The organism is Pseudomonas sp. GX19020, assembly GCF_023371075.1.
Taxonomy (GTDB): domain Bacteria; phylum Pseudomonadota; class Alphaproteobacteria; order Rhodobacterales; family Rhodobacteraceae; genus Pseudogemmobacter.
On record NZ_JAMCCR010000008.1, the window covers coordinates 121,845 to 143,830 of the forward strand.

18 protein-coding genes are annotated in these 21,986 nt (G+C 64.6%); 4 read left to right on the forward strand and 14 right to left on the reverse strand.

Annotation, left to right across the window (positions count from 1 at the left end; genetic code table 11):
* The first annotated feature begins 461 nt into the window (after nucleotides 1-461).
* Together ribA and M3484_RS14120 are read left to right on the forward strand one after the other, a co-directional pair.
* Nucleotides 462-1,034 carry a GTP cyclohydrolase II gene (gene ribA / locus M3484_RS24020; protein ID WP_502942467.1) on the forward strand — a complete coding sequence of 191 codons (573 nt, stop codon included), beginning with the start codon at nucleotides 462-464 and terminating at the stop codon, nucleotides 1,032-1,034.
* Between the two features lie 29 nt (nucleotides 1,035-1,063).
* The gene (locus M3484_RS14120; RefSeq protein WP_249497363.1) at nucleotides 1,064-1,555 is read left to right on the forward strand and encodes a L,D-transpeptidase family protein; all 492 of its coding nucleotides are present in this window, start codon (nucleotides 1,064-1,066) and stop codon (nucleotides 1,553-1,555) included.
* Here M3484_RS14120 and M3484_RS14125 read toward each other — a convergent pair.
* Together M3484_RS14125 and M3484_RS14130 are read right to left on the reverse strand one after the other, a co-directional pair.
* A complete protein-coding gene (locus tag M3484_RS14125) occupies nucleotides 1,543-2,199 on the reverse strand; it encodes a YggS family pyridoxal phosphate-dependent enzyme (RefSeq protein WP_249497364.1) in 657 nt (218 codons plus the stop codon). The two genes, M3484_RS14120 and M3484_RS14125, sit on opposite strands and share 13 nt — an antisense overlap.
* 122 nt (nucleotides 2,200-2,321) lie before the next feature.
* The gene (locus M3484_RS14130; RefSeq protein WP_249497365.1) at nucleotides 2,322-3,308 is read right to left on the reverse strand and encodes a porin; all 987 of its coding nucleotides are present in this window, start codon (nucleotides 3,306-3,308) and stop codon (nucleotides 2,322-2,324) included.
* A gap of 350 nt (nucleotides 3,309-3,658) precedes the next feature.
* On the opposite strand from M3484_RS14130, the gene M3484_RS14135 reads away from it, so the two are divergent.
* Nucleotides 3,659-4,177: a DUF3576 domain-containing protein gene (locus M3484_RS14135; protein WP_092899867.1), complete on the forward strand. Its 519-nt coding sequence runs from the start codon at nucleotides 3,659-3,661 to the stop codon at nucleotides 4,175-4,177.
* 94 nt (nucleotides 4,178-4,271) lie between these two features.
* Here the strand turns inward: M3484_RS14135 and holA are convergent, their stop codons facing one another.
* The 9 genes from holA to hslV form a co-directional block, all read right to left on the reverse strand.
* Nucleotides 4,272-5,288, reverse strand: coding sequence for a DNA polymerase III subunit delta (gene holA / locus M3484_RS14140; RefSeq protein ID WP_249497366.1), 1,017 nt, complete (start codon nucleotides 5,286-5,288; stop codon nucleotides 4,272-4,274).
* The gene (gene lptE / locus M3484_RS14145; protein ID WP_249497367.1) at nucleotides 5,288-5,809 is read right to left on the reverse strand and encodes an LPS assembly lipoprotein LptE; all 522 of its coding nucleotides are present in this window, start codon (nucleotides 5,807-5,809) and stop codon (nucleotides 5,288-5,290) included. Before lptE ends, holA begins: the two co-directional genes overlap by 1 nt.
* 21 nt (nucleotides 5,810-5,830) lie before the next feature.
* Nucleotides 5,831-8,389 (reverse strand): leucine--tRNA ligase, encoded by a 2,559-nt coding sequence (gene leuS, locus M3484_RS14150; protein WP_249497368.1) that lies wholly within the window; start codon nucleotides 8,387-8,389, stop codon nucleotides 5,831-5,833.
* A 61-nt stretch (nucleotides 8,390-8,450) separates the two neighbouring features.
* Complete coding sequence (locus tag M3484_RS14155) at nucleotides 8,451-8,867, reverse strand: GNAT family N-acetyltransferase (protein ID WP_249497369.1); 417 nt, start codon at nucleotides 8,865-8,867, stop codon at nucleotides 8,451-8,453.
* Nucleotides 8,864-10,018: a succinyl-diaminopimelate desuccinylase gene (gene dapE / locus M3484_RS14160; RefSeq protein ID WP_249497370.1), complete on the reverse strand. Its 1,155-nt coding sequence runs from the start codon at nucleotides 10,016-10,018 to the stop codon at nucleotides 8,864-8,866. The genes M3484_RS14155 and dapE overlap by 4 nt, the downstream gene beginning before the upstream one ends.
* 64 nt (nucleotides 10,019-10,082) lie before the next feature.
* On the reverse strand, nucleotides 10,083-11,222 hold the full coding sequence (locus M3484_RS14165; protein ID WP_249497371.1) for an alpha/beta hydrolase: 1,140 nt from the start codon (nucleotides 11,220-11,222) through the stop codon (nucleotides 10,083-10,085).
* Between the two features lie 142 nt (nucleotides 11,223-11,364).
* Nucleotides 11,365-12,663: an ATP-dependent protease ATPase subunit HslU gene (hslU, locus tag M3484_RS14170; RefSeq protein ID WP_092899877.1), complete on the reverse strand. Its 1,299-nt coding sequence runs from the start codon at nucleotides 12,661-12,663 to the stop codon at nucleotides 11,365-11,367.
* Nucleotides 12,660-13,733, reverse strand: coding sequence for a hypothetical protein (locus M3484_RS14175; protein WP_249497372.1), 1,074 nt, complete (start codon nucleotides 13,731-13,733; stop codon nucleotides 12,660-12,662). Before M3484_RS14175 ends, hslU begins: the two co-directional genes overlap by 4 nt.
* Entirely contained in the window at nucleotides 13,730-14,287 is a 558-nt protein-coding gene (gene hslV / locus M3484_RS14180; protein ID WP_092899881.1) for an ATP-dependent protease subunit HslV, read from the reverse strand. Before hslV ends, M3484_RS14175 begins: the two co-directional genes overlap by 4 nt.
* 325 nt (nucleotides 14,288-14,612) lie before the next feature.
* Here hslV and M3484_RS14185 point away from each other — a divergent pair, with 325 nt between their 5' ends.
* Nucleotides 14,613-15,311: a spermidine synthase gene (locus tag M3484_RS14185; RefSeq protein ID WP_092902076.1), complete on the forward strand. Its 699-nt coding sequence runs from the start codon at nucleotides 14,613-14,615 to the stop codon at nucleotides 15,309-15,311.
* 49 nt (nucleotides 15,312-15,360) lie between these two features.
* On the opposite strand, the gene trxA is transcribed toward M3484_RS14185, so the two are convergent.
* From trxA to addB, 3 genes are all read right to left on the reverse strand, one after another.
* Nucleotides 15,361-15,687, reverse strand: a complete 327-nt coding sequence (trxA, locus tag M3484_RS14190) for a thioredoxin (protein WP_092899883.1) — start codon at nucleotides 15,685-15,687, stop codon at nucleotides 15,361-15,363.
* A gap of 76 nt (nucleotides 15,688-15,763) precedes the next feature.
* Entirely contained in the window at nucleotides 15,764-19,075 is a 3,312-nt protein-coding gene (addA, locus tag M3484_RS14195; protein ID WP_249497373.1) for a double-strand break repair helicase AddA, read from the reverse strand.
* On the reverse strand, nucleotides 19,072-21,981 hold the full coding sequence (gene addB / locus M3484_RS14200; RefSeq protein ID WP_249497374.1) for a double-strand break repair protein AddB: 2,910 nt from the start codon (nucleotides 21,979-21,981) through the stop codon (nucleotides 19,072-19,074). Before addB ends, addA begins: the two co-directional genes overlap by 4 nt.
* Between the last annotated feature and the right edge of the window lie 5 nt (nucleotides 21,982-21,986).

Genomic DNA, 21,986 nt, shown 5'->3' on the forward strand with positions numbered 1-21,986 from the left:
GGATGGGTGTGCCGGTGGTGCTGGCAGGCGAGGGCGAGGCCGCTCTGGCCATCGCCATCGAGCCGCTGGAGCCACCGCGCCTGAGCGCATTGCGCAGCTTTGGCGAGCCCGAACTGGCACTGACCGCCTGGCGGGCCGAGACGCTGAAAGCCTTTGCCTGTGACGGCGATATCGCCCGGATCGCAGTGCCACCGGGCGCCGATACTGCCTGGCTCAAGGCTATCGCCGATCCGCAGGATGATCTGCGCGTGCCGCTCAAGGGGCCGGTGCGCGGTCTTTATGGTGGCTCGGGCGCGCTGCACCGGGCAGCGGTGTTGCTGGCGAAATCGGCGCATCTTCTGCCTGCGGCGCTGCTCGTGCGGGTCGAAAACCCGCTGGTCCTGGCCGCCGATCATGGGCTGACCTTCCTCAGGATCGATGAGGCGCTGCCGGCTCTGTCGCGCCTTGCGCCGCTTGCCGACGTGGTCTCGGCGCGGCTGCCAATGGCGCTGGCCGGTGCGGGGCGGCTGCATATCTTCCGCCCCGATGACGGCGGCGACGAGCATTATGCGATCGAAGTCGGCCAGCCCGCGCGTGACCGTCCGGTGCTGGCGCGGCTTCATTCCGCCTGTTTCACCGGTGACGTGCTGGGCTCTCTGAAATGCGATTGCGGCCCGCAGCTCCATGCCGCGCTTGCCCAGATGGGTGACGAAGGCGCGGGCGTCCTGCTCTATCTGAACCAGGAGGGCCGTGGCATTGGCCTTGCGAATAAAATGCGCGCCTATTCGTTGCAGGATCAGGGCTTTGACACGGTCGACGCCAATCACCGGCTGGGGTTTGAAGATGATGAGCGCGATTTCCGCATCGGGGCCGAACTCCTGCGCGGTCTCGGGTTTCGCGAGGTGCGGCTCCTGACCAACAATCCGCGCAAAGTGGCGATGCTGGACAGCTGCGGCCTGAAAGTGGTCGAGCGTGTGCCGCTGAAGGTCGGGAAAACCCGCGAAAACGCGGCCTATCTGGCCACCAAGGCCGCCAGATCGGGGCATTTGCTGTGATCTGGCCCGGACAGACCGCTGAGGATCTTGTGCTGAGCCCCACGGGGCTTTTGTTCCGGGGCCGTCGCTTTGCCTGCACCATCGGGCGTGGCGGCATCTCGCGCGAGAAACGCGAGGGCGATGGGGCGACGCCTTTCGGGCTGCATCATATCGTCGGCGGTTTTTACCGCCCCGACCGGCTGGCCCGCGCCGATGTGCCGGCCTGGGCAGAACCGCTGATCCCGGGCGATCTGTGGTCAGATGACAGCCGCGATCCGGCCTATAATTCCCATGTCCGCGCGCCGCATGGGTTCTCGCATGAGGATCTGCGACGCTCTGACCCGCAATATGATCTGGTTCTGGTCACCGACTGGAACTGGCCCGATGCGACACCCGGCCTTGGATCCGCGATCTTCCTGCATTCCTGGCGCCGCCCGGGCTGGCCCACCGCCGGCTGCATCGCCTTTGCACAACCCGATCTTCTGTGGATCGCACGGCGCATCCGCCCCGGCACAAGGCTGATCGTGCCCTATTTCGCGTAGGCCCGATCCCCGAAAATCGCCGAGCCGACACGGATATGGGTTGCCCCATGCGCCACGGCGAGCTCGAAATCCGAACTCATCCCCATCGAGAGCCCCTCGACCCCGTTGCGCGCCGCGATCTCGGCCAGCATCCTGAAATGCGGCACCGGGTCTTCGCCATCAGGCGGGATGCACATCAGCCCCACCACCGGCAGATACATCGCGCGGCAGGCCGAGATGAAGTCATCGGCCTGATCCGGCAGGATACCGGCCTTTTGCGGTTCTTCGCCTGTGTTGATCTGGATGAAGATATCGGGACTGGCGCCACGCGCATTGGCAAGGGTCGCCAGTCGTTCGGCCAGCGAAGGCCGGTCAACCGAATGGATCGCGTCGAAAAGATCGACCGCGACCTTTGCCTTGTTGCTTTGCAAGGGCCCGATCATATGCAGCTTTACGCCAGGATATTTGCCCCGCCAGACCGGCCACTTGAACGCGGCCTCCTGGACATAATTCTCGCCAAAGACGCGCTGGCCTTCGTCCAGCACCGCCTCGACCCGGGGGCCGGGCTGTACTTTCGAGACCGCGATCAGGGTGACAGAGCCCGCTTTGCGCCCTGCGGCCAGTTCGGCGGCGCGCAGCCTTGCGGTGATCCCGGTAAGTGACATTGCCCGCGCCTTTGCTGCCTCAGAACGCGCCCTGATTACAACGCCCGGACACAGAAGGGAAACGTCAGAAATGAAAAGAGCGGGCATTGCCCGCTCTTTCCAAAGATATTGATCCGTTAAGATCAGAAGTCGAAGCGAACGCCGATGTCAGCAACGGTCTTAGCACGAGCGTCGTTGAAACGAACGCCAGCGTTGTCGACGAAGGTCACGTCGCTGCCGAAGCCGCGCTGGATGGAGCCCGAGATACGAGCGCCTTCGCCGAGCGAGTAGTCAGCGCCGATACCGTAAGCGGTGTCAGAACCGTCTGCGTCCAGGTCCGAGATGTAAGCGCGGAGCGTGGTGGCGCCGAAGGTGTAGTTGCCGTACAGGGTGACTTGGTTGTACGAGTCGCTCAGAGCCGGGTTGTCGTAGTTGTAGAAGTTCAGGCCGACATTGCCGTCACCGAAGTTATACGCACCACCGAGGAAGTAGGAGTCGTAGTCTTTGATGCCACCAACGTTGTTGTTGATTGCAGCAGCAACCGAGATCTGGCCATTCGACCAGTCAGCAGCCAGACCCACTTCTTCGGAAACGCCGGCCGGAAGGGTGTCGACGATCTGATTCGGGTCAATGTACGAGAAGTACAGATTGATATCCGAGATCGAGTAGGTCGCAGCAACGCCCTGATAGCCGTTCGGCTGGGTCTTCGAGTTGTATGCGAAGAACGGGCTGTCGTTGTCGTCGCCGAACGAGCTGTCTTCGTAGCCCATTTCCGAGTTGTAGGTCAGGCCAACCGAGTCCCAAGCGGTGTCGACGTTACCGACCTGAACGGTCAGGCCTTCGTAGCCGACGCTGAAACGTGCAGCGTTGCCAATGGTTCCCGCGTCGCCGTCATCATACTGCATGCGCAGACGAGCGCCGAAGGTCACGCCGACATCGGTCTCGGTGGTGGCGTCGATGTTCAGACGCAGACGCGAGGAGATGATGGTGTTTTCGAGACCCGAACCCACGCCACCACGGTCTTCGACATATTGCAGACCGAAACGGCCGTAGCCCGAAATGGTCACATCAGCGGCGGCGGCGGAAGCGCCAGCAACCAGTGCGGTGGTTGCGATAAGAAGCTTTTTCATCGTATTCCCTCGATTGACTTCCAAGGATGGCCCAACTCAGGGGAATCCGAATTGGGTATGGATCGTATTTCTGCTTCTCGGGGCCTGATTGCAACGATGATGCCGCGACCCGCCCCGAAACGCCTCGCCTGTGGTGCAGCAAAGTCACAGTGCGTTTTTGGCCCCTGACAGCGGCCCATCCGGAGCGTACTGCCGCAACTCCCTCGCCCGGAACGCGGCCTCTGCTATTGCCCCATTAAAGCGGCAATACAGGCATGGCGCCGCCGCCGCCGGGGTCTTGCAGGCCAAAAAGCCTTGTTCCACACAGGTGGCTAAGCTAGACAGCCGTTTAAGTTAAACGGGAGTTTCCGATGGCTCTGGCGAAATCCGCGCGCAGCCTGCTTTGTGGCGGCCTGCTTGTTACCCTTGCGGCCTGCGGCGGCAATACTGGTGGAACCGCAGACGACGCCCGCACCGGGGCGACCGCCGGCAAGCAGGGCACGGCAGAACTGGGCAATTCGCGCGAAAGATCAAACCGCGCCGGCGGCACGATCTGGAATCTCTTCGGCAATGGCGCAGATCCGAACACCACTGTCGAGGTGAACAAATATATCTGGCAGGCCTCGCTTGAAGTGCTGAATTTCCTGCCGATCGAAAGCATTGACCCCTTCACCGGCGTGATCGTCACCGGCTATGGCCGCCCGCCGGGTGGTGGCCGTGCCTACCGCGCTACGATCTATGTTCAGGATCCGGCGCTCGAGGCACGCAGCCTGAAGCTCTCGCTTCAAAGCCAGGGCGGCGGCGCGGTGGCACCCGAGACCGTTCGCGCGGTGGAGGATGCGATTCTCACCCGGGCGCGGCAACTCCGGGTCCGGGACACCAAGCTCTGATCACAGCCAGAACCGAGACAACCAGAGGCGGCTTCGGCCGCCTTTTTCATGTCACAGAAGAATATGCCTTGCAGCAAGGCGGCGCAGGCAGGGATCAGCGCCCCGCCCGCGCGGCGATCCGCAGAAAAACCCGCTCGACCAGCGCAAGCCCTGGCACTTTCATCGTCGAGCGCAGCGTCAGATCAGCCTCGACCAGATCGGCGATGGCGGGTTCCAGGCTGCGCATCCCCCATTTCCTGAGCTGTCCCTGCATCCGATCCCGGCGCGGCCCGAAGACCCGTGCCTTTTGCAAGCCATTGCCTGCACCGCCCGGATCACTTGCCGCAATATGCAGTGTGCGGAAATACCGCAGCGCCTGGATGCAGAGGGTTACCGGCAGCACGCCCTGCCCTCCCAGCCGCAGCATCAACATGCCGACCTGACGGCTCTGCCCCTCGGCCACCGCGTTCAGGAGCTCGTCCACCTCGGCGTCAATCGTTGCCGGTGCCAGCGCCGCGACCTCATCCGGTGTCAAAGGCGTCGGATCCTGCCATTTATACAGCGCGATCTTCTCAAGCGTCTGCCGGAAGTCACCTGGATCCAGCGCCCGCGCAAGTTGCGTCAGATCATCCATCACCGCCGGCGGAATCTGCGCGAGACCGGCTCTGGCCAGTTCGGATTCGATCTCTTCGCGCGTCGGCGGATCGTCATAAAGCCCGATGCAAACCGTATGGGGGAGCTTTTCAAACAGTGACTTAAGCGTCGATTTGCCCTTCAGATCGGCCGCCGTGGCAATGATCACTGCATCACCCGGCTTCCAGTCCTTCAGCGCTGCGGTAAAGGTCGCCGTCAGCCCGTCGGTTGCATCCTCGACAAAGGCCACACGCGGGCCCGGGAAGAAACCGACCGCCCTGACCGCATCTGACAGTGCCGCCTGGTCCTTGCGCAGATCCGCTCCCGACATGCGCGCAAGCCGCATCTCGGCCTCGCCCTCGGGTCCGATCAGCGCGAGAATCGCCGCCTGGCGTTTCAGCGCGACCCGCATCGTATCGGCGCCAAAGATCAGAAGCCCCGCGCGGGCGGGGTCAGGCTTTGCCATGTAACGATTGGCCTCGGCGCCGCGCAGCAGCATCAGCCGGCCGACGGACCAGAGGCGCGCGCGCTGTTGCGCCTTTGCAGCGCCGCCATTTCTGCGATCAGCCGCGCCACGACCTGATCGGCAAGAATCGACATCAGCCGGCTTTGCGCATCTTCCTCGGCCGCCAGCATCGCCACGGTCGAGCCGGTCGCGTTGAACGCGGTGAAGCTTTGCGCCCGCCCGCTTGCGAGCACGGTGCCGCTGAGCGTATCCGAGATGCGGAAGGTCACGACCCCCGAGATATTATAGCGCGTGGTGCGGTTGTCTGCGGTGACGCCGACACCATCCGTTTTCGTCGTGATGGCGTAGTCGAGGTCATAGAGATGGCGCTCGGGCCGCCCGAGACGCTCCTCGATTCGCTGCACAAAGGCAAAAGCCTCTTTGGTATCGGGGTCGGCCGCGCGCACCTGGCCCAGCAGGGCCTCGGCCGGCCCGCCCTTCTGATAGGCGGGAGTAAAGCCGCAGGCGGCAAGCGCCAGCGGCATCAGCAGGAAGGTCCGGCGGTCAGTCCCCACGGGTTCAGCCCCTTGATGCCGTCACGCGACGACGTTGATGATACGCCCCGGCACCACGATGATCTTCTTCACCGCATTGCCACCGAGGAATTTCACCACATCCTCGTGGGCCAGCGCCAGCTTTTCAACCTCGGAAGAGGCAAGATCCTTCGGCACGCTGATTTCCGCACGTTTCTTGCCATTGATCTGGATCGGCAGCGTGATCACATCATCGACCAGCAGCGCCGGATCGGCTTTCGGCCAGCCAGCCCGAGCACAAAGCCCTTCGCCGCCCTGCATGGCCCAGATTTCCTCGGCCAGATGCGGCGTCATCGGCTGCATCAACTGCGCCAGAACCCGCATCCCATCGCGCGCCACCAGCGCCGAAGCATCGGCTTTCGCCAGTGTATTGGTCAGCCCGTAAAGCACGGCAATCGCCTTGTTGAAGGCAAAGCCTTCAATCGACTTCGTGACCTCGACCACCGCCCGCGCCACTGCCTTTTGCAGCTCAAGGTCAGCCGTGCCGGCGTAATCCGATGGCATCGAGGCGACCCGGTCCGACAGCGTCCAGACGCGGGTCAGGTGTTTGCTGGTGGCATCGGCACCAGAGGCCGTCCATTCGATATCCCGCTCGGGCGGGCTGTCCGACATCACGAACCAGCGTGCGGTATCTGCGCCGTAAGACGCGATGATGCTCATCGGATCGACAACGTTTTTCTTTGATTTCGACATCTTGGCCGAAGGGATCACCTCGACCGCGGTGCCATCCGCCAGCGTCACGCCATCATCGGAACGCAGTATATCCTCCGGCAGATGGTAAACCGGGCGGCCCTTGTCATCGGTGGTCTTGTAGATCTCATGCGTGACCATGCCCTGGGTGAACAGCGCGTCAAACGGCTCGCGCGATTTGGCAGGCAGATGGCCGGTCACATTCATCGCGCGGGCAAAGTAGCGCGAATACAGAAGATGCAGGATCGCGTGTTCGATGCCGCCGATATACTGGTCGACATTCATCCAGTATTCCGCATCCTCCATCACCGTCGGCGTGGTCGCGCGCGGCGCGGTGAAGCGGGTGAAATACCAGGACGAATCGACGAAAGTATCCATCGTATCCGTCTCGCGCTTTGCCGCCTGGCCGCATTTCGGGCAAGGGACATCGCGCCAGGTCGGGTGACGGTCGAGCGGATTGCCCGGCTTGTCGAAGCTTACATCATAGGGCAGCTCGACGGGGAGGTTCTCTTTCTTCTCGGGCACCACGCCGCAGGTCGGGCAATGGACGACCGGGATCGGGCAACCCCAATAGCGCTGGCGCGACAGGCCCCAGTCGCGCAGGCGGAACTTGGTCACGCCCTCGCCGAAGCCCTTTTCCTCGGCCAGAACGATGGCGTCCAGGATGCCCTGTTCGCCGGTTTTGACCTCGGCCCCCGCCACATTGCGGATATAGGTGACGCGCTCGGATTTCGCCGGGACGAAGGGTTCCGTGAGCACCGTCTCTGCCTCGCCTTCCGGGACGAAGACCGGGATGATCGGCAGGCTGTATTTGGTCGCGAATTCGAAATCGCGCTGGTCATGGCCCGGGCAGCCGAAGATCGCGCCGGTGCCGTAATCCATCAGGATGAAATTCGCGATCCAGACCGGCAGTTCGATGGAAGGGTCCAGCGGATGGCGCACGCGCACGCCGGTATCGAAGCCGATCTTTTCAGCGGTCTCGATCTCTTCGGCGGTGGTGCCGCCCTTGCGGCATTCGGCGGCAAAGGCCGCAATGGCCTCGTTTTTCTCGGCCAGCGCCTTTGCCAGCGGATGATCGGCCGAGATCCCGGCAAAGCTGGCGCCGCCCAGCGTGTCGGGGCGGGTGGTGTAAACTTCCAGCCGGTCAAAGCCTTCCGGCGCATTCACCGTCTCGAACGCGAATTGCAGCCCCTGGGATTTGCCGATCCAGTTCGCCTGCATCAGGCGCACCTTTTCAGGCCATTTCTCCAGCCCGTCGAGCGAGCTCAGCAGATCATCCGCCATGGCCGAGATCTTAAAGAACCATTGCGTCAGCTCTTTGCGCTCCACCAGCGCGCCCGAACGCCAGCCGCGCCCGTTCTCGACCTGCTCATTGGCGAGCACGGTCATATCGACCGGGTCCCAGTTCACCACGGCGGCCTTGCGGTAAACCAGCCCCGCCTCAAGCATGTCGAGGAACATCGACTGTTGCTGGCCGTAATATTCCGGGTCGCAGGTGGCGAATTCGCGGCTCCAGTCGATCGACAGGCCCAGCGGCTTCATCTGGTCCTTCATCACGGCGATATTGCCATAGGTCCAGTCTTTCGGATGGCCGCCCCGCTCCATCGCCGCGTTTTCCGCCGGCATCCCGAACGCATCCCAGCCCATCGGATGCAGCACCGAGAATCCGCAGGACGACTTATAGCGCGCGACCACATCGCCCATGGTGTAATTGCGCACATGGCCCATATGGATGCGCCCCGACGGATAGGGGAACATCTCGAGCACGTAATATTTCGGCTTTGACGGGTCGGCCTTCGCGGTGAAAACCCCGGCCTCATCCCAGGCGGATTGCCATTTCTTCTCGATCTGACCGGGTTCGTAGCGCGACATGGGTTGAGCCTCTGTATCTGACAGAGAGGGAATTACCCCTCCCGGCGTCAGAGGTAAAGGATCACAGCATCAGCTCCATATCGCGATGGGCAATTCCCGCATCCTGGTATTCCGGCCCGAAGGCCCGAAAGCCGAGCGCCTCGTAAAAGCCAAGCGCATGGATCTGTGCACCCAGTTTCGCGCGGGTGACACCGGGCTGCGCGCGCAAAACCGCGACCGCCTCGCGCATCAGCGCCTGGCCGATGCCCTGCCCGCGCGCTTGCGCAAGCACACAGACCCGACCGATCTTGCCGGTCGCACCCTCGATCAGTATCCGCGCGGTCCCGAGCGGCTGATCGTCTGTGGCCAGCAGATGCAGCGCCTCGCCATCGCGCCCGTCGAGCTCATCGTCCTCGGAAACCGCCTGTTCCTCGATGAAAACGCGGCGCCGCAGTGCCTGGCAGGCGGCCAGATCATCCGTCAATGCAACCCGGATCACGCGAAATAATCCCTGAGAATACGGCTGTAGATTGCTTTCAGCTGGTGGATCTGCGCGATCTCCACCCGTTCATCGACCTGGTGCATGGTCTTGCCGACCAGGCCGAATTCGACCACGGGGCAGTGATCCTTGATGAAGCGCGCATCCGAGGTGCCGCCACTCGTGGAATAATCCGGGCTGACACCGGTCTCGGCCTGGACCGCCTCGCGGATCATCGCGGAAAATTCGCCCGGCTCGGTCAGAAAACTGTCGCCGGAATTGCTGGTCTTCACCGTGATCCGCACCCCGGTTTCCGCCGCAACCACTGCGGCGTGGCTTTGCAGCCAGGTCGCAATGCTCTCTCCGGTATGGAGGTCATTATAGCGGATATTGACGATGGCCGTCCCCCTGGCCGGGATCACATTGGTGGCCTTATTGCCGCAATCAATCGTGGTGATCGCGAGGGTCGAGGCGTCGAAATGGTCTGATCCCTCGTCCAGCGGCTCCGCCTCCAGCCGCGCCATCAGCTTCACCAGCGCTGACATCGGGTTCTTCGCGCGATGCGGATAGGCGGAATGGCCCTGCACCCCTTCGGCGGTGAACCAGGCGGTCAGGCTGCCACGCCGGCCGATCTTCATCATCTGGCCCATAACATCGGGGCAGGTCGGCTCGCCGACCAGGCAATGCGTCATCCGCTCGCCCTGTTCCGCCATCCAGTCCAGCAGCGCCACGGTGCCATGTTCGGCGACATCTTCCTCATCGCCGGTGATCGCAAGGATCACCGCTCCATCGGGCGGGGTCTCGCGCACGAAATCCACCGCAGCAGCGGCAAAGGCCGCCACCCCGGATTTCATATCGGTGGCGCCGCGCCCATACATCCAGCCATCGACCACGACCGCGCCGAACGGGTCCTGGGTCCAGGCCGCAGCATCTCCCACCGGCACCACATCGGTATGACCGTTAAAGCCGAAGGACCGGTTCGCACCCCGTATGCCCCAGCGGGCATAGAGATTGGCGATCCCACCACGATCCACCCGGGTACAGGCAAACCCGGCCTCGCTCAGCAACGCCTCCAGCAAGACGAGCGCGCCCCCCTCTGCCGGCGTTACCGAGTTGCAGCGAATCAGCCGAGCGGTCAGCTCAGCCGGATCAACCGGGGTGAAATCGGTCATGGGGGTCTCCTTCAGGCGATTGCAACAGCCATAGTCCCGGCTGCCGCGCGGGGCAACCGGGGCCTCAGTCTGCCAGACCGGTATTCCCCGCCGCAACCGCTTCAACCGGCGAAAGCACAATCGCCGTCGCATTCTTCACCGTCAGCACCACGCCCGGCAACAGCCCGACCCGCGTCCGCGCCTCGGCCCGGAAGGCCGCGTCGATATTGGCGATGCCGCCAAGCACCTGCAACAGGGCCGGCGAGGTTCCGAGGTTGTTATGCCCCGCCCCCTGATTATAGGCGGCGGTGTCGTAATAGGTGACCTCGAGATCAGAGATCGGCCGCAGATCCGTCAGGTTGCCCAGCCGGTCAGGCGCACCTGCGATGCGCGACGAGATGTTCAGAATGGTGTCGCGGGTGCTGCCAAAGATCAGGAAGGGCTGCGGCAGTTTCCCCATCGCATGGGCCTGGGCGCGGAACAGGTCAACATCGAGATCGGGCGAAATCAGGATCACCCCCGCCATGCGGTCCATCACCTTGCGGTCGCCGCGGATCGAGGCCTGACGCAGCGTCTCCATCGTCAGGGCGCCGCCCATCGAATGGGCCACGATGATGATCCGTTCGGCTCCGGCTCCGGCAACCTCACGGAGCAACGCCTCAAGCCCGTCGCGTCCGAACAAAGCGGAATCGCGGTCATAGACATAGCCAAGCGCCGACCCGCGCGAGGGCCAGGCATAATGCACCGCCACGCCCGGCACTTTCAGATCGTAATGCATCTGCGCGACGCGATAGATGCTCTCTGCCATGGTATTGTTGAAACCATGCACATAGACAGTCACGTCACGACTGCCACGCTGCCCCAGATTCTTCGCCAGTTCCTTGCGGAAATCGCCCGCCGTCGCGAATTGCAGATCGGCGAGCGTCAGGAAATCCTTTGTCGGATCCGCCCGCTTCACCGATTTTGGCCAGGTGACCTCGCCCACCTTATGCTCACGTGGCATCAGGATATCGTAGCGCATGAAGGTCGCGAAATCCGACCGCGCGAACCCGAATTCACCATTCTCTTCGCGCCGCGACGTGCCGACATAGATCGGCACCCGGATCGACACCTCTTCGGCCAGCGCGATCTTTTCTGGCGTCAGCTCTTCAAGCATCACGAAGTTCCCGCGCGGCGCGCAGGAGGCGAACAGGACAAACGCCAAAAGGGCAACAAAAATTCTCATGCCTCTTTCCTGACCGGCCTGCCGCAACCGGTCAAGCCCCGCCGCTTCACCAGATGTTTCAATCCGGTCAGGAACTGCCCTTCCCCGTCATGAAAATACTCAGGAGCAGGCGGGGTGCGGGGGCCGGCCCCCGCCCGGGCCGTCACAACACGTAGCGCGATATATCCGCCGAGCGCGCCAGCCCGCCGACATTCTTTTCGACAAAGGCCTCATCCACCACCACCGCCTCGCCCGGGCGGTCCGGCGCGGTGAAGGAAAGCTCTTCGAACACCCGCTCCATCACCGTGTAAAGCCTGCGCGCCCCGATATTCTCGACCGAGCGGTTCACCTCGGCCGCGAGAGCCGCAATCGTCGCGATCCCGTCTTCGGTGAACCGGACCGCCACCTCTTCGGTCGCCATCAGCCCGGTATATTGCCGGGTCAGTGCATTGTCGGTCTCGGTCAGGATCCGGACGAAATCGCCCTCGGTCAGCGCCTCAAGCTCGACCCGGATCGGCAGACGGCCCTGCAATTCGGGCAAAAGGTCCGAGGGTTTGGCGATATGGAAGGCGCCAGAGGCGATGAACAGGATATGATCGGTCTTCACCGGCCCGTATTTGGTCGAAACGGTCGTCCCTTCGATCAGCGGCAGCAGATCACGCTGCACCCCCTCGCGTGAGACATCGGCGCCCCGCGCCTCAGATTTCGCACAGATCTTATCGATCTCGTCGAGGAAGACGATGCCATCTGCCTGCACTACCTGCAGCGCGCGCGCCTTCACCGCCTCGTCATCCAGCAGCTTGTCGGCCTCCTGGCCCAGCAGCAGATCATAGCTGTCCGCCACCGTGACCCGCTTTTTCGTCGACCGCTGAAACGCCTTGCCGAACATTTCCTGCAGGCCCTGGAGCTGCATCTCCATCCCCTGGCCACCTGCCATCATCGGCATCGCGGGCAAAGGGTCCTGCACTTCGATCTCGATCATCGTGTCATCAAGCTCGCCCGCGCGCAGTTTCTTGCGAAACATCTCGCGGGTCTGTTCGCGCGCATCCTTGCCGGCAATCGCCTCGATCACCCGCTCCTCGGCGGCACGTTTCGCCTTTTCGCGTACTTCATCGCGCATCATCGCGCGGGTATCGACGATGGCGACATCCATCAGATCACGGATGATGCTTTCCACATCGCGGCCGACATAGCCGACTTCAGTGAATTTGGTCGCCTCGACCTTGAGGAACGGCGCTTTCGCGAGCTTTGCCAGCCGGCGCGAGATCTCGGTCTTGCCGACCCCGGTCGGCCCGATCATCAGGATATTCTTCGGGTAAACCTCGTCGATCAGATCGGCGGGCAGACGGTTCCGGCGCCAGCGATTGCGCAAAGCCACAGCCACGGCGCGCTTGGCCTCTTTCTGGCCGATGATGAAACGGTCCAGCTCCGAGACGATCTCGCGGGGGGTCAGGTCGGTCATACTTCAGGCCTCGCATAGGGGGGCAGCCGGTCTTTGCCGGGGAAATCGGGAAGGGTGCGCATCAGCCAGCCGCGCAACTGCACCCACCAGGTGCCGATTGCGGTGATCAGCGCGCCCAGAAGCAGCAGCGCAAAGGCCCAGGAGCCGAAATCGCCTCCCCCCGTTGCCCAGACGATCACGAAAGCCATATAGCCAATCGCGGCCGAGACAAACGAACGCCGGTCGATCACCAGTGCCAGCCCGGTGATGATCAGCAGCGCGATCAGCAAAAGCACCATCCCGCCCGATCCGTAAAGCGTCACCGCCACGGTATTCACCAGTGCGAAAGCCGCCAGCAGATGCAGCCAGAAGGCAGTTGCGGCATTCCTGCCCAGCCGGTGCGGGTCGCGCATGTCGAACCACATCCCCGCAAGGAAAGCCACGATGCCGAAGCCAAGTGTCGCGAAAGCAAAAGCCGGGCTTTCGCGCAGATCAAAGAGCCCGTTCATGCCCCCGGAACGCGTTCCGATGGCCAGCCCGATCAGCGCTTCGGTCGAGGTGGTCAGCGCATAAAGCGTCAAAAGCGCAAAGCCGCCCAGCACGAACATCGAGAATGGCAGCCGGAACCGGCGATACCAGGCCGCCATGCCCAAAGTCGCCACCAGCGGCGGCAACATCAGCACAAAGCGCGATGGCTGGCCTGCGCTTTGCAACACAAGCGTTGTCACGGCGATCAGCAGGCCACCGCCAAAGACCAGCGCCAGCACCATCGACGGCAGGTTCATCCGCCGCCTGAGCGTGAAATATTCTGCCCACCACCAGGCGATCCCGGCGGCGATCAGCGGCAGGACAATGGCAATGGTCGCGCCACCGGCCCAGGCAATCAGCGAAAGCGAACCCGACAAAAGGATGATCAGGCCGATCGAGATGAAGATCTCGGAAAAGCCTTTGAAGAACTCGAAAGGCTCGTCTTCCGCCGGCATCGCCGCGCGCTGTCCGGCGCGGGCGGTGATCAGCGTCGACAGGGACGCGGCCTGAGCCTCGGTCAGGATACCGGCCTGAACGCCGGCGCGAAGGTCATCAGAGATCATTTGCGGATCGTCTCCACCGTCAGATTTCCATTGGTGTAGACGCAGATCGACGCCGCAATCGCCATGGCTTTGCGCGCCACGTCCTCGGCCGGCAGATCGGTCTCCATCAGCCCGCGTGCCGCCGCGAGCGCGAAATTGCCGCCCGAGCCGATGGCCGCGACATCATGTTCCGGCTCCAGCACATCACCCGCGCCGGTCAGCACGTAAAGCTGGTCCCCATCGGTGACGATCAGCATCGCCTCGAGATTGCGCAGATATTTATCCATCCGCCAGTCTTTCGCGAGATCGACACAGGCCCGTGCGAGCTGCCCGGGCGCCGCTTCGAGCTTTTTCTCAAGCCGCTCAAGCAGGGTGAACGCATCCGCCGTCGAACCGGCAAAGCCCACCACCACATCATGTCCGCCAGGGGAAAGCCTGCGCACCTTGCGCGCCGTGCCCTTGATCACCGTCTGGCCCAGGCTGACCTGGCCATCCCCCGCCACCACAACCTCGCCCCCCCGCCGCACGGCGAGGATCGTGGTCCCGTGCCAGCCGGGGAATTTGTCGTCAGCCATGGGAATGCCCTTCGCATTGTTCCGTGCCCCTATATGGAGCGCCGGCCGGACTGGCACAAGTCAGCGGCGTAAGGCTGGACTTCCGGGGTACAGGCGGCCATGATCACCTGTCTTTCATGACCCCGACCCAGGCGAGCCCGATGTCCAGCCCGATTTCCAGCCGGAACCTACCGAACATCACGGCCCTGTTCCCGGTGCTGATCGGAACCTGCGCCCGCAATGGCTTCGGGTTGCCGCGCCGCTGAGCCGGCGGGCAACCCCCTCCTTCTGAACCTGCTTGATTTTGACAGACCGCGCCTCGCGCGGCTTCAGCTATGGGACAGCCATGACAGTCTGGAACGATCTGGCCCGCGCCACCAATGCGGCGGGCGATGAAATCCTTTTGCGCCAGCGGGATAGCCTTTATGAGATCCGCTATAACGGCATCGAGCTGATGTCGAACCTCAACCATCAGTCCGAAGCGGTGCTGGCGACGCGCGCGCTGCGTCTGCTTGGCCGTGCGCCGCGCGATGTGCTGATCGCCGGGCTTGGCATGGGCTACACCTTGCGCGCCGCGCTGGATCTGGTGGGACCAGGTGCGCAGGTGACGGTATGCGAACTGGTGCCGGAAATCGTCGCCTGGAATCACGGGCGGCTCTCGCATCTCGCCGGTCATCCGCTGAGCGACCCTCGCGTGAACGTTGAAATCGCCGATGTGACAGCCGTTCTGGCGCGCAATCCGGGCCGGTTCGACGTGATCCTGATGGATACCGATAACGGGCCGGATACGCTGGTGCGGGAAACCAATGGCGCGATCTATACCGAAAGCGGGCTGAGCCGCAGCCGGGATGCGCTGGCCAAGGGCGGCATTGCCGCTTTCTGGTCAGCCGAGATCGCCCCCGGCTTCGAACAGCGTCTGACCCGGCAGGGCTGGCCCTGGCGGCGGGATGATATCGCGCTGGTTCCGGGGCGGGTAGATGCAATGCACCACATCTATTTCGCCGCCGATGACGCTGCGGCTCTGGGCCTGAAAAAGGCCGCCTGAAACGACAACGGCCCCGGGTTTCCCGGGGCCGTTTGTATCTTTGCGACGATCAGATTGCCGCCTTGATCCAGTTGTCGAGCGCGGCTTTTGGCGCGGCGCCGACCTTGTTCGACACGACCTGGCCATCTTTGAACAGAAACAAAGCCGGGATACCCCGCACGCCGAGCGCCGCCGGGCTTTCCGGGTTCTCGTCGACATTGACCTTCACGATCTTGACCTTGCCGGCATATTCGGTCGCCAGCTCTTCCAGAGCCGGGCCGATCATCCGGCACGGGCCGCACCATTCGGCCCAGAAATCCACCACCACCGGCACGTCCGACTGGCGGACTTCGGCGTCGAAAGTGGCATCGGTAACAGCGACAGTTGCAGCGCCCATGGCGGTCTCTCCTGAGAATTGGGTTGTATGGAAGCTAGGTTTGCCCCTGGCGAACGTCAAGGACCGGTCCGGCTGATCAGGCCTGCGCGCGCTGCAAGGCGGCCTGGATCCTGGCGGGATCCACCGGCATCAGCCGGGGCACCCTGGTCCAGAGGATCGCAGTCGCAATCTCGCGCCCGGGGTAAATCAGCGCCGCCGCATGGGCATAGGCGCCAAGCTGGCGCAGATAGGGCTCGGGGATGCCGTCCTCCGTGTCGGGCACCACCGCGTTCGATTTGAAATCGACCACCGTGATGCGCTCGGGCGTGATCACCAGCCGGTCGACTGAACCGGCCAGCCAGCCGCCATTCCAGGGCGCCGAAAGCTCGGCCTCGGCAAGGCTTCCCGGCCCGAACATCCAGGCCAGATCCGGCGCTGTCAGAATCGCCCGCGCCTCACTCAGAAGCAAATCGCCCGCGCCCAGCCGGGCCGCGAGCTCGGGCCAGGCCGCTACCGGCGCCTCTGCCAGATGCTGCAACAAAAGATGCAGCCTGGTTCCGCGTTCCAGCGGGTCATCTTCCTCGAAGTCCAGCACGAGATGGAAGCGTCCGCCTTCGACCTTCGCCTCGCCACCGCCGAGGCCCGAGGGCGACCAGATCCGCGGCGGCGCCACTGCGCCCGGCAGCGGCGCGAGGCTGAGCGCATGCGGCACCTCTGGCGCGGCTGCCGCCGCAGGGGCATCCCCCGGCCAGTCGCCAAACCCAAGACGGATGCGCCCGTCCTCGCCCGGCACGGCGCCCAGGGCCCCGGCCCCCGTCAGTACCGAATGGTGCCATGACCCCGGCCCTGCCTCGCCCGCTGCCGCAACGATCAGCCAGTGCTTCGCCCGCGTCATCGCCACGTAAAGCAAGCGCAGGTTTTCCGCCTCACGCGCCGCCGCGCGGGCGACTTTGGTTTCGGCCACGAGGCCGGTATCTTCCGCCTTGCGCCCCGACCAGGTCACCATGCCCTCGCCGATCGCGAGGATCATATCCTTATCGGTCAGCCGCCGGTCGCCGGTATCGGGCAGGATCACCACCGGCGCCTCAAGCCCCTTTGATCCATGCACCGTCATGACGCGGATCAGCCGCCCCTCGCCCTCGGCCTGGCGTTTGACCTCGACCTCGCCGGCCTCCATCCAGACAAGGAACCCGGTCAGGCTGGGCACTTCGCCGCGCTCATAGGCCAGCGCCTGCTGGCTCAGCTCGTCAATCGCATCCGCCGCCTCATCGCCCATCCGGCCCAGGAGCTTTGCGCGCCCCTGGTGCCGCGTCAGCACCCGGTCCAGCAGATCATAGGGCCGCATATATTCGGCAAGCTTGCGCAGATCATCCAGCACGGAGAGCGTCCCGGGCTCGTCCAGATGCCGCAGACGCTCCCAGAGATAACCCTTGCGGCCATGCGCCAGCGCGTAAAGCCGCGCCTCGGACCAGCCGAACAGTGGCGAGCGCAGCACCTGAGCCAGCGCCAGATCATCCTCGGGCGTGTTGAGGAAGGAAAGCAGCGCCAGCAGGTCACGCACCGCCAGCTCGCCGGTCAAAGTCAGCCGGTCCGGCCCGGCAATCGGCAGACCAGCGGTCTTGCAGGCGCGGATCACCGCGTTGAAGATCGGCCCGCGCCGCTGCACGAGGATCAGGAAATCCCCGGCATGAACCGGACGGAACCCGCCAGACGCGCGGTGATCCGGGATCTGTCGGCCCTGCGCGATCATCTCCCCGATCTCAGCCGCAATCTGGCGGGCAAGCACCTCGGTCGCGTCTTCCTCGCCGACCTGGTCTATGGGGTCGAACCATTCGCCCGGCTCCGGGTCTTCGGGTTTCGGCACGACCGGCCAGATTTCCACCCGCCCGGGGAGCGCCTCATGGAAGGGGCGGTGGCGAAAGGCACCGCCAAGCGCCGCCTCGGCCTCGCCGGGGAAGGACTGGTCGACAAGATCCAGCAGCGCGCGCGACGAGCGGAAGGAATATTCCAGCGCCTGTTCGGTGACCGGCACACCCGCCGCCGCAAAACCTTGCGCGAAACGGGTTTTCACCGCATCAAACCCCGCCACATCGGCGCCCTGAAAGGAATAGATCGACTGTTTCTTGTCACCGACCACGAAAAGCGACCGCTCGGTGTCGCGCGCACCTTCTCCCGCCATGAACTCTTCGGTCAGCGCCGCGATGATCTTCCATTGCGCGGGGGATGTGTCCTGGGCCTCATCGACCAGCACATGGTCGATGGAACCATCCAGCCGGTAAAGCACCCAGGGCGCAACGCTCGGGTCGGTCAGCAGCGCCGTCGCGCGGGTGATGAAATCGTCGAAATCGAGCCAGCCATGCATGGCTTTCGCGCCCTCATAGCGGCGCAGGAAATCGGCGGCGAACCGGTGCAGCGCCAGCGCTTTGCGAAACGCGGAAAGGCCAAGCCGCAGCGCCCGCCCGCCTTCGACCCGGCGCATCAGCGATTGCAGCCCGTCGAGATGCGTGCCCAGCGTCAGACGGCAGTCTTTGGTCGGGAAAGTATCCAGCTTTGCCCCGAACGGCGCTTTCGCCGTGGCGCCGAACAGGAACAGCCCCTCCAGCACCGGCAGGGCCGCGATCCCCAGCGCGGGCAAAGCCGCCAGCACAGCCCCTGCCTTCTGGTCGGTCACCTTTGACGAGGCCATCAGCACCGGCGCCACCGCCGCCAGCATGGCCTGATCGCCTGGCCCGAAGACCTCTTCCTCCAGCGCCGCCTCATCAAGGCCAGACGGCAGCCCAAAGGCCACCCGCAGCGCGGCCTCTTCCGGCACCTGCATCAGCTCGGCCCGCATCCCGGTGAGTTTTGCGAGGAAAGGATCGATCCGCTCGCCCACTTCGGGCAGGATCGCCTCGAACAGCCCGCGCGCCTCGCCTTCGGCCATTTCCTCAAGGATCTGGTTGCGCAGAAGTTCCGCCGACCGGTCATCAAGCTCGCTGAAAGACGGGCTGACCCCGGCCTCCAGCGGAAAGCGCCGCAAGAGACCGGCGCAGAACGAGTGAATGGTCTGAATGCGGATGCCGCCCGGCGTCTCGATAGCGCGGGCGAAAAGCTGGCGGGCGCGTTTCAGCGCGGCTTCCGACAGATCGCCACCTTCGCCCAGATCGCCAAGGTTCCGGCGCAGCCCCGCATCCGGCGCCATCGCCCATTCCCCCAGCCGGCGGAAGAGACGGTTCTGCATCTCTGCCGCGGCGGCCTTGGTATAGGTCAGGCAGAGGATATTCTGCGGGTCGGTCCCGCGCAGCAACAGCCGCGCCACCCGGTCAGTCAGCACCTTGGTCTTGCCCGAGCCCGCGTTGGCCACCAGCCAGACATTGACCGAAGGATCTGCCGCCGCGATCTGCGCCAGCGATGCCGGATGCTGGGTCATGTCCTGTCCTCCGGCATATCTTCTGGCATCGCCTGTTCGGTGATGTCCCATTCGCCAAAACGCGCGAGGTCATCATAATCGCTGCGCTCACGTGCGCCGAGCATGGCCTGGCGCGCCGTATAACCCCGGTCCGGGTCTTCCCAGGCGCGGATCAACTTGCGGAATTCCTCAAGCAGGCGGTGCAGGTCATCGGTGCCAAGGACGGCGGAAATCGTCTTCAGATCGGCGCTAAGGCGGATATAGGCAATCTCGACCTCATCGGGGAAACCTGCCTCGGGAAAGCCTCCCAGGCTTGCCATCACCGCCGCCAGATGCAGCTGTTTCGCGAATGCCGCCTGTTGCTTTTCGGTGGGCGGCGCGCCGGTCTTGTAATCGACGATCCTCAGCCTGCCATCCGCCGTCACATCCAGCCGGTCGGGTTTGCCCACGAGCACGAAATCCGGATCCTTCAGCTCGACCCGGTATTTCTGTTCCAGCGAGACCACCTCGCCGCCCTCGGCCAGCAGCCCCTGAACGAAGGGCAGCGCCAGCTCTGCCATCCGCGCCCGCCAGATCGCACGCATCGCGGGCCAGGCCACGTCTTCTTCCAGCACGCGGTCGGTGATCCGCATCAGCGCGGCTGCGGCCTCTGTTGCAGTCGGCGGCAGGCCTTCGCGCAACAGCGCCTCGGGCACCTTGTGCAGGATCTCCCCCCTCAGCCGCGCATCCGCCATCGGGCGCAAGGGCATCAGCGGGCGCAGCCGCAAGAGATGGCGCGCATAGATCGCATAAGGGTCGCGGATCAGCTTTTCGATTTCGGTCAGCGAAAGGGATTTCGGGCGGTCCGAGACCTTCGGGCGCGGCGAGGGGCGGCGCGCGCGCGCAGACAGGATCGGCGCTGCCACAAGACCCGCATCCGCGATCAGCCGGTTGCCGCGCGCCTTCATCGCGGCCAGCGCCGACCGCCCGCCCTGGTCCGGCAGACCGTCAAGCAGGTTCATCAGCCGGTTCAGCCAGCGCGACGGCACGGTTTCGGCCTCGGCATTCCTGTGCGCATGGCTCAGCACCACTTCGGGCGCCGCGACCGCCATCTGGAAATCATGCGCCGACAGGCCAATGCGGCGTTCCGGCAGCAAAAGCCCCAGCTCCATCCGCATCTTGCGGTTCAGCCAGGGGTCGGGGTCGGGTTGTGCCGGCCAGACGCCCTCGGTCAGGCCGGCGAGCACCACAAGATCCGCGCCCTGGACCCGCGCTTCCTGTGCGCCAAGGATCACGATCCGCTCATCCGCCGGGATCAGGCTGCGCACCTGGGCGCGGTTGATCACCCCATCCGCCAGCGCGGCATAATCGCCGAGGCCGAGATGCAGCGCGCCGGGCGCCTCGGCGGCGAGGTCTTCGATCACCCGCAGCGCCGCTTCGCCCGCCGCATCCTGCCAGAGCCGCCCGGTGCCCGCATCGGTGCCGCGCGCGAAAGCCTCGGCCAGCGCCCGGTGGCGGGCGATCAGATCGGGGAGCGGCGCCGGGGCGCAGGCCTCCAGCTCTGCCAGCACCGCCCCAAGCCAATCGGCCCAGGGAGCCGCGAAAGGGTCGCGCTGTTCTGCCGCCCAGGCCAGCAACGCCGCAAGATCGGGATAGGCCGGACCACGGGCGCGCAGCCGCAGTTCCAGTTCATGCACCAGCCGCAGATGCGGGCCACGCTGTTCGGTCGAGAAACACAGCGGGTGCTTGAGGAGTGTCAGCACCTCATCCGCCATCAGCCGCCTGCCCATGCCGCGCGCGACCAGCCGCAGCATACGCCCCGCCGGGCTGTGGATCAGTGGCGAACCTGCGGAATCGTCCGGCACCAGCCGCCAGCGGTCCAGCGCCGCCGTCACCCGCCGCGTGAGGTCACGGTCAGGGGTCAGAAGCGCCGCGCGCTTTCCCGCCGCCACCGCCTCGCGCAGACAAAGGGCAATCGCCTGGGCCTCGTCACGCGGGCTCGCGGCCTCGATCAGGGTCATGCGCGCGGTTGCAGCCTGCAAATCGCCCAGATCCGGCCCCTGCGCGATCCATTGATCGGTGACCGGCGCCGGGCGAAGTGCCAGCGAAATCAGCCGGTTTCGCGCGGGATCTGTGCTGCCCTCTCTGTCCCAGCGCCGCATGCCATCCGGGCCAAGACCCAGCGACTGCATCAGCCGGTGATAACGATATTGCGGATGATCCTCCTGGCCGGTCCCGTCATCAAGGCTGGCCCAGACCGCATCCGGCTGGTCGAAATCATAGCCCGGCACCAGAATCGCGCCCTGCGGCAGCCGCGCCACTGCCTGCATCAGCAAAGCCGAAGTCCCGCGCGACCCGGTCGATCCGGCGACAATCACCGGATCGGGGGTTGGTGCCGCCTCCCAGGCGCTGATCTGCGCCAGAAGTGCCAGCCGCAGCCGCGCCTCGCTGTCGGGTGCAGCGCCTTCGGTGAAGAACTGCGCGATCAGCGAGACGAAACGGCGGGTGCGCGACCAATGCGCGGCATGTCCCTCGATATCGAGGAGGTCGAGCGCGCCCGGATCGACCTCTTCCGCCCGCATCTCATCCATCAGCCCTGCGAGGCTGTCGGCAAGGTCGTAAAGCGCGTGGCGCGGCGCGAGGTCGGGCTCTGCCGCCAGAAGCCGGTCGATCAGCACCGCCAGTTCCAGCCGTCGCCCCAAAGGCGAGGCGGCCTCCACCTGGCCGGTCAGAAGCGGGTCACTCCCCGGCTCTGACACAAGTTTCAGCCGTGGCAGAAACCCGGCCCCCTGGGCCAGCAGCGTCTCGCGCAGCCGGCGGCGCATCCGCTGGCTGTTGAGATAGATCGTCACCCGCGCCATGGCTTCGGGCGGCTGGCCCGCAAGCCGCGCGCGCAGACCTGCCGCCAGCCTTGCGGGAAAATCCACGCCCGGGGGCAGGCCAAACAACCGGG

Bases quoted from the DNA above. Each gene is read 5' to 3' on its own strand.
- M3484_RS14125 (WP_249497364.1), bottom strand. From the start codon at position 2,199: ATGTCACTTACCGGGATCACCGCAAGGCTGCGCGCCGCCGAACTGGCC.
- M3484_RS14130 (WP_249497365.1), bottom strand. From the start codon at position 3,308: ATGAAAAAGCTTCTTATCGCAACCACCGCACTGGTTGCTGGCGCTTCC.
- M3484_RS14135 (WP_092899867.1), top strand. From the start codon at position 3,659: ATGGCTCTGGCGAAATCCGCGCGCAGCCTGCTTTGTGGCGGCCTGCTT.
- holA (WP_249497366.1), bottom strand. From the start codon at position 5,288: ATGCTGCTGCGCGGCGCCGAGGCCAATCGTTACATGGCAAAGCCTGAC.
- leuS (WP_249497368.1), bottom strand. From the start codon at position 8,389: ATGTCGCGCTACGAACCCGGTCAGATCGAGAAGAAATGGCAATCCGCC.
- dapE (WP_249497370.1), bottom strand. From the start codon at position 10,018: ATGACCGATTTCACCCCGGTTGATCCGGCTGAGCTGACCGCTCGGCTG.
- M3484_RS14165 (WP_249497371.1), bottom strand. From the start codon at position 11,222: ATGAGAATTTTTGTTGCCCTTTTGGCGTTTGTCCTGTTCGCCTCCTGC.
- hslU (WP_092899877.1), bottom strand. From the start codon at position 12,663: ATGACCGACCTGACCCCCCGCGAGATCGTCTCGGAGCTGGACCGTTTC.
- M3484_RS14175 (WP_249497372.1), bottom strand. From the start codon at position 13,733: ATGATCTCTGATGACCTTCGCGCCGGCGTTCAGGCCGGTATCCTGACC.
- hslV (WP_092899881.1), bottom strand. From the start codon at position 14,287: ATGGCTGACGACAAATTCCCCGGCTGGCACGGGACCACGATCCTCGCC.
- M3484_RS14185 (WP_092902076.1), top strand. From the start codon at position 14,613: ATGACAGTCTGGAACGATCTGGCCCGCGCCACCAATGCGGCGGGCGAT.
- trxA (WP_092899883.1), bottom strand. From the start codon at position 15,687: ATGGGCGCTGCAACTGTCGCTGTTACCGATGCCACTTTCGACGCCGAA.
- addA (WP_249497373.1), bottom strand. From the start codon at position 19,075: ATGACCCAGCATCCGGCATCGCTGGCGCAGATCGCGGCGGCAGATCCT.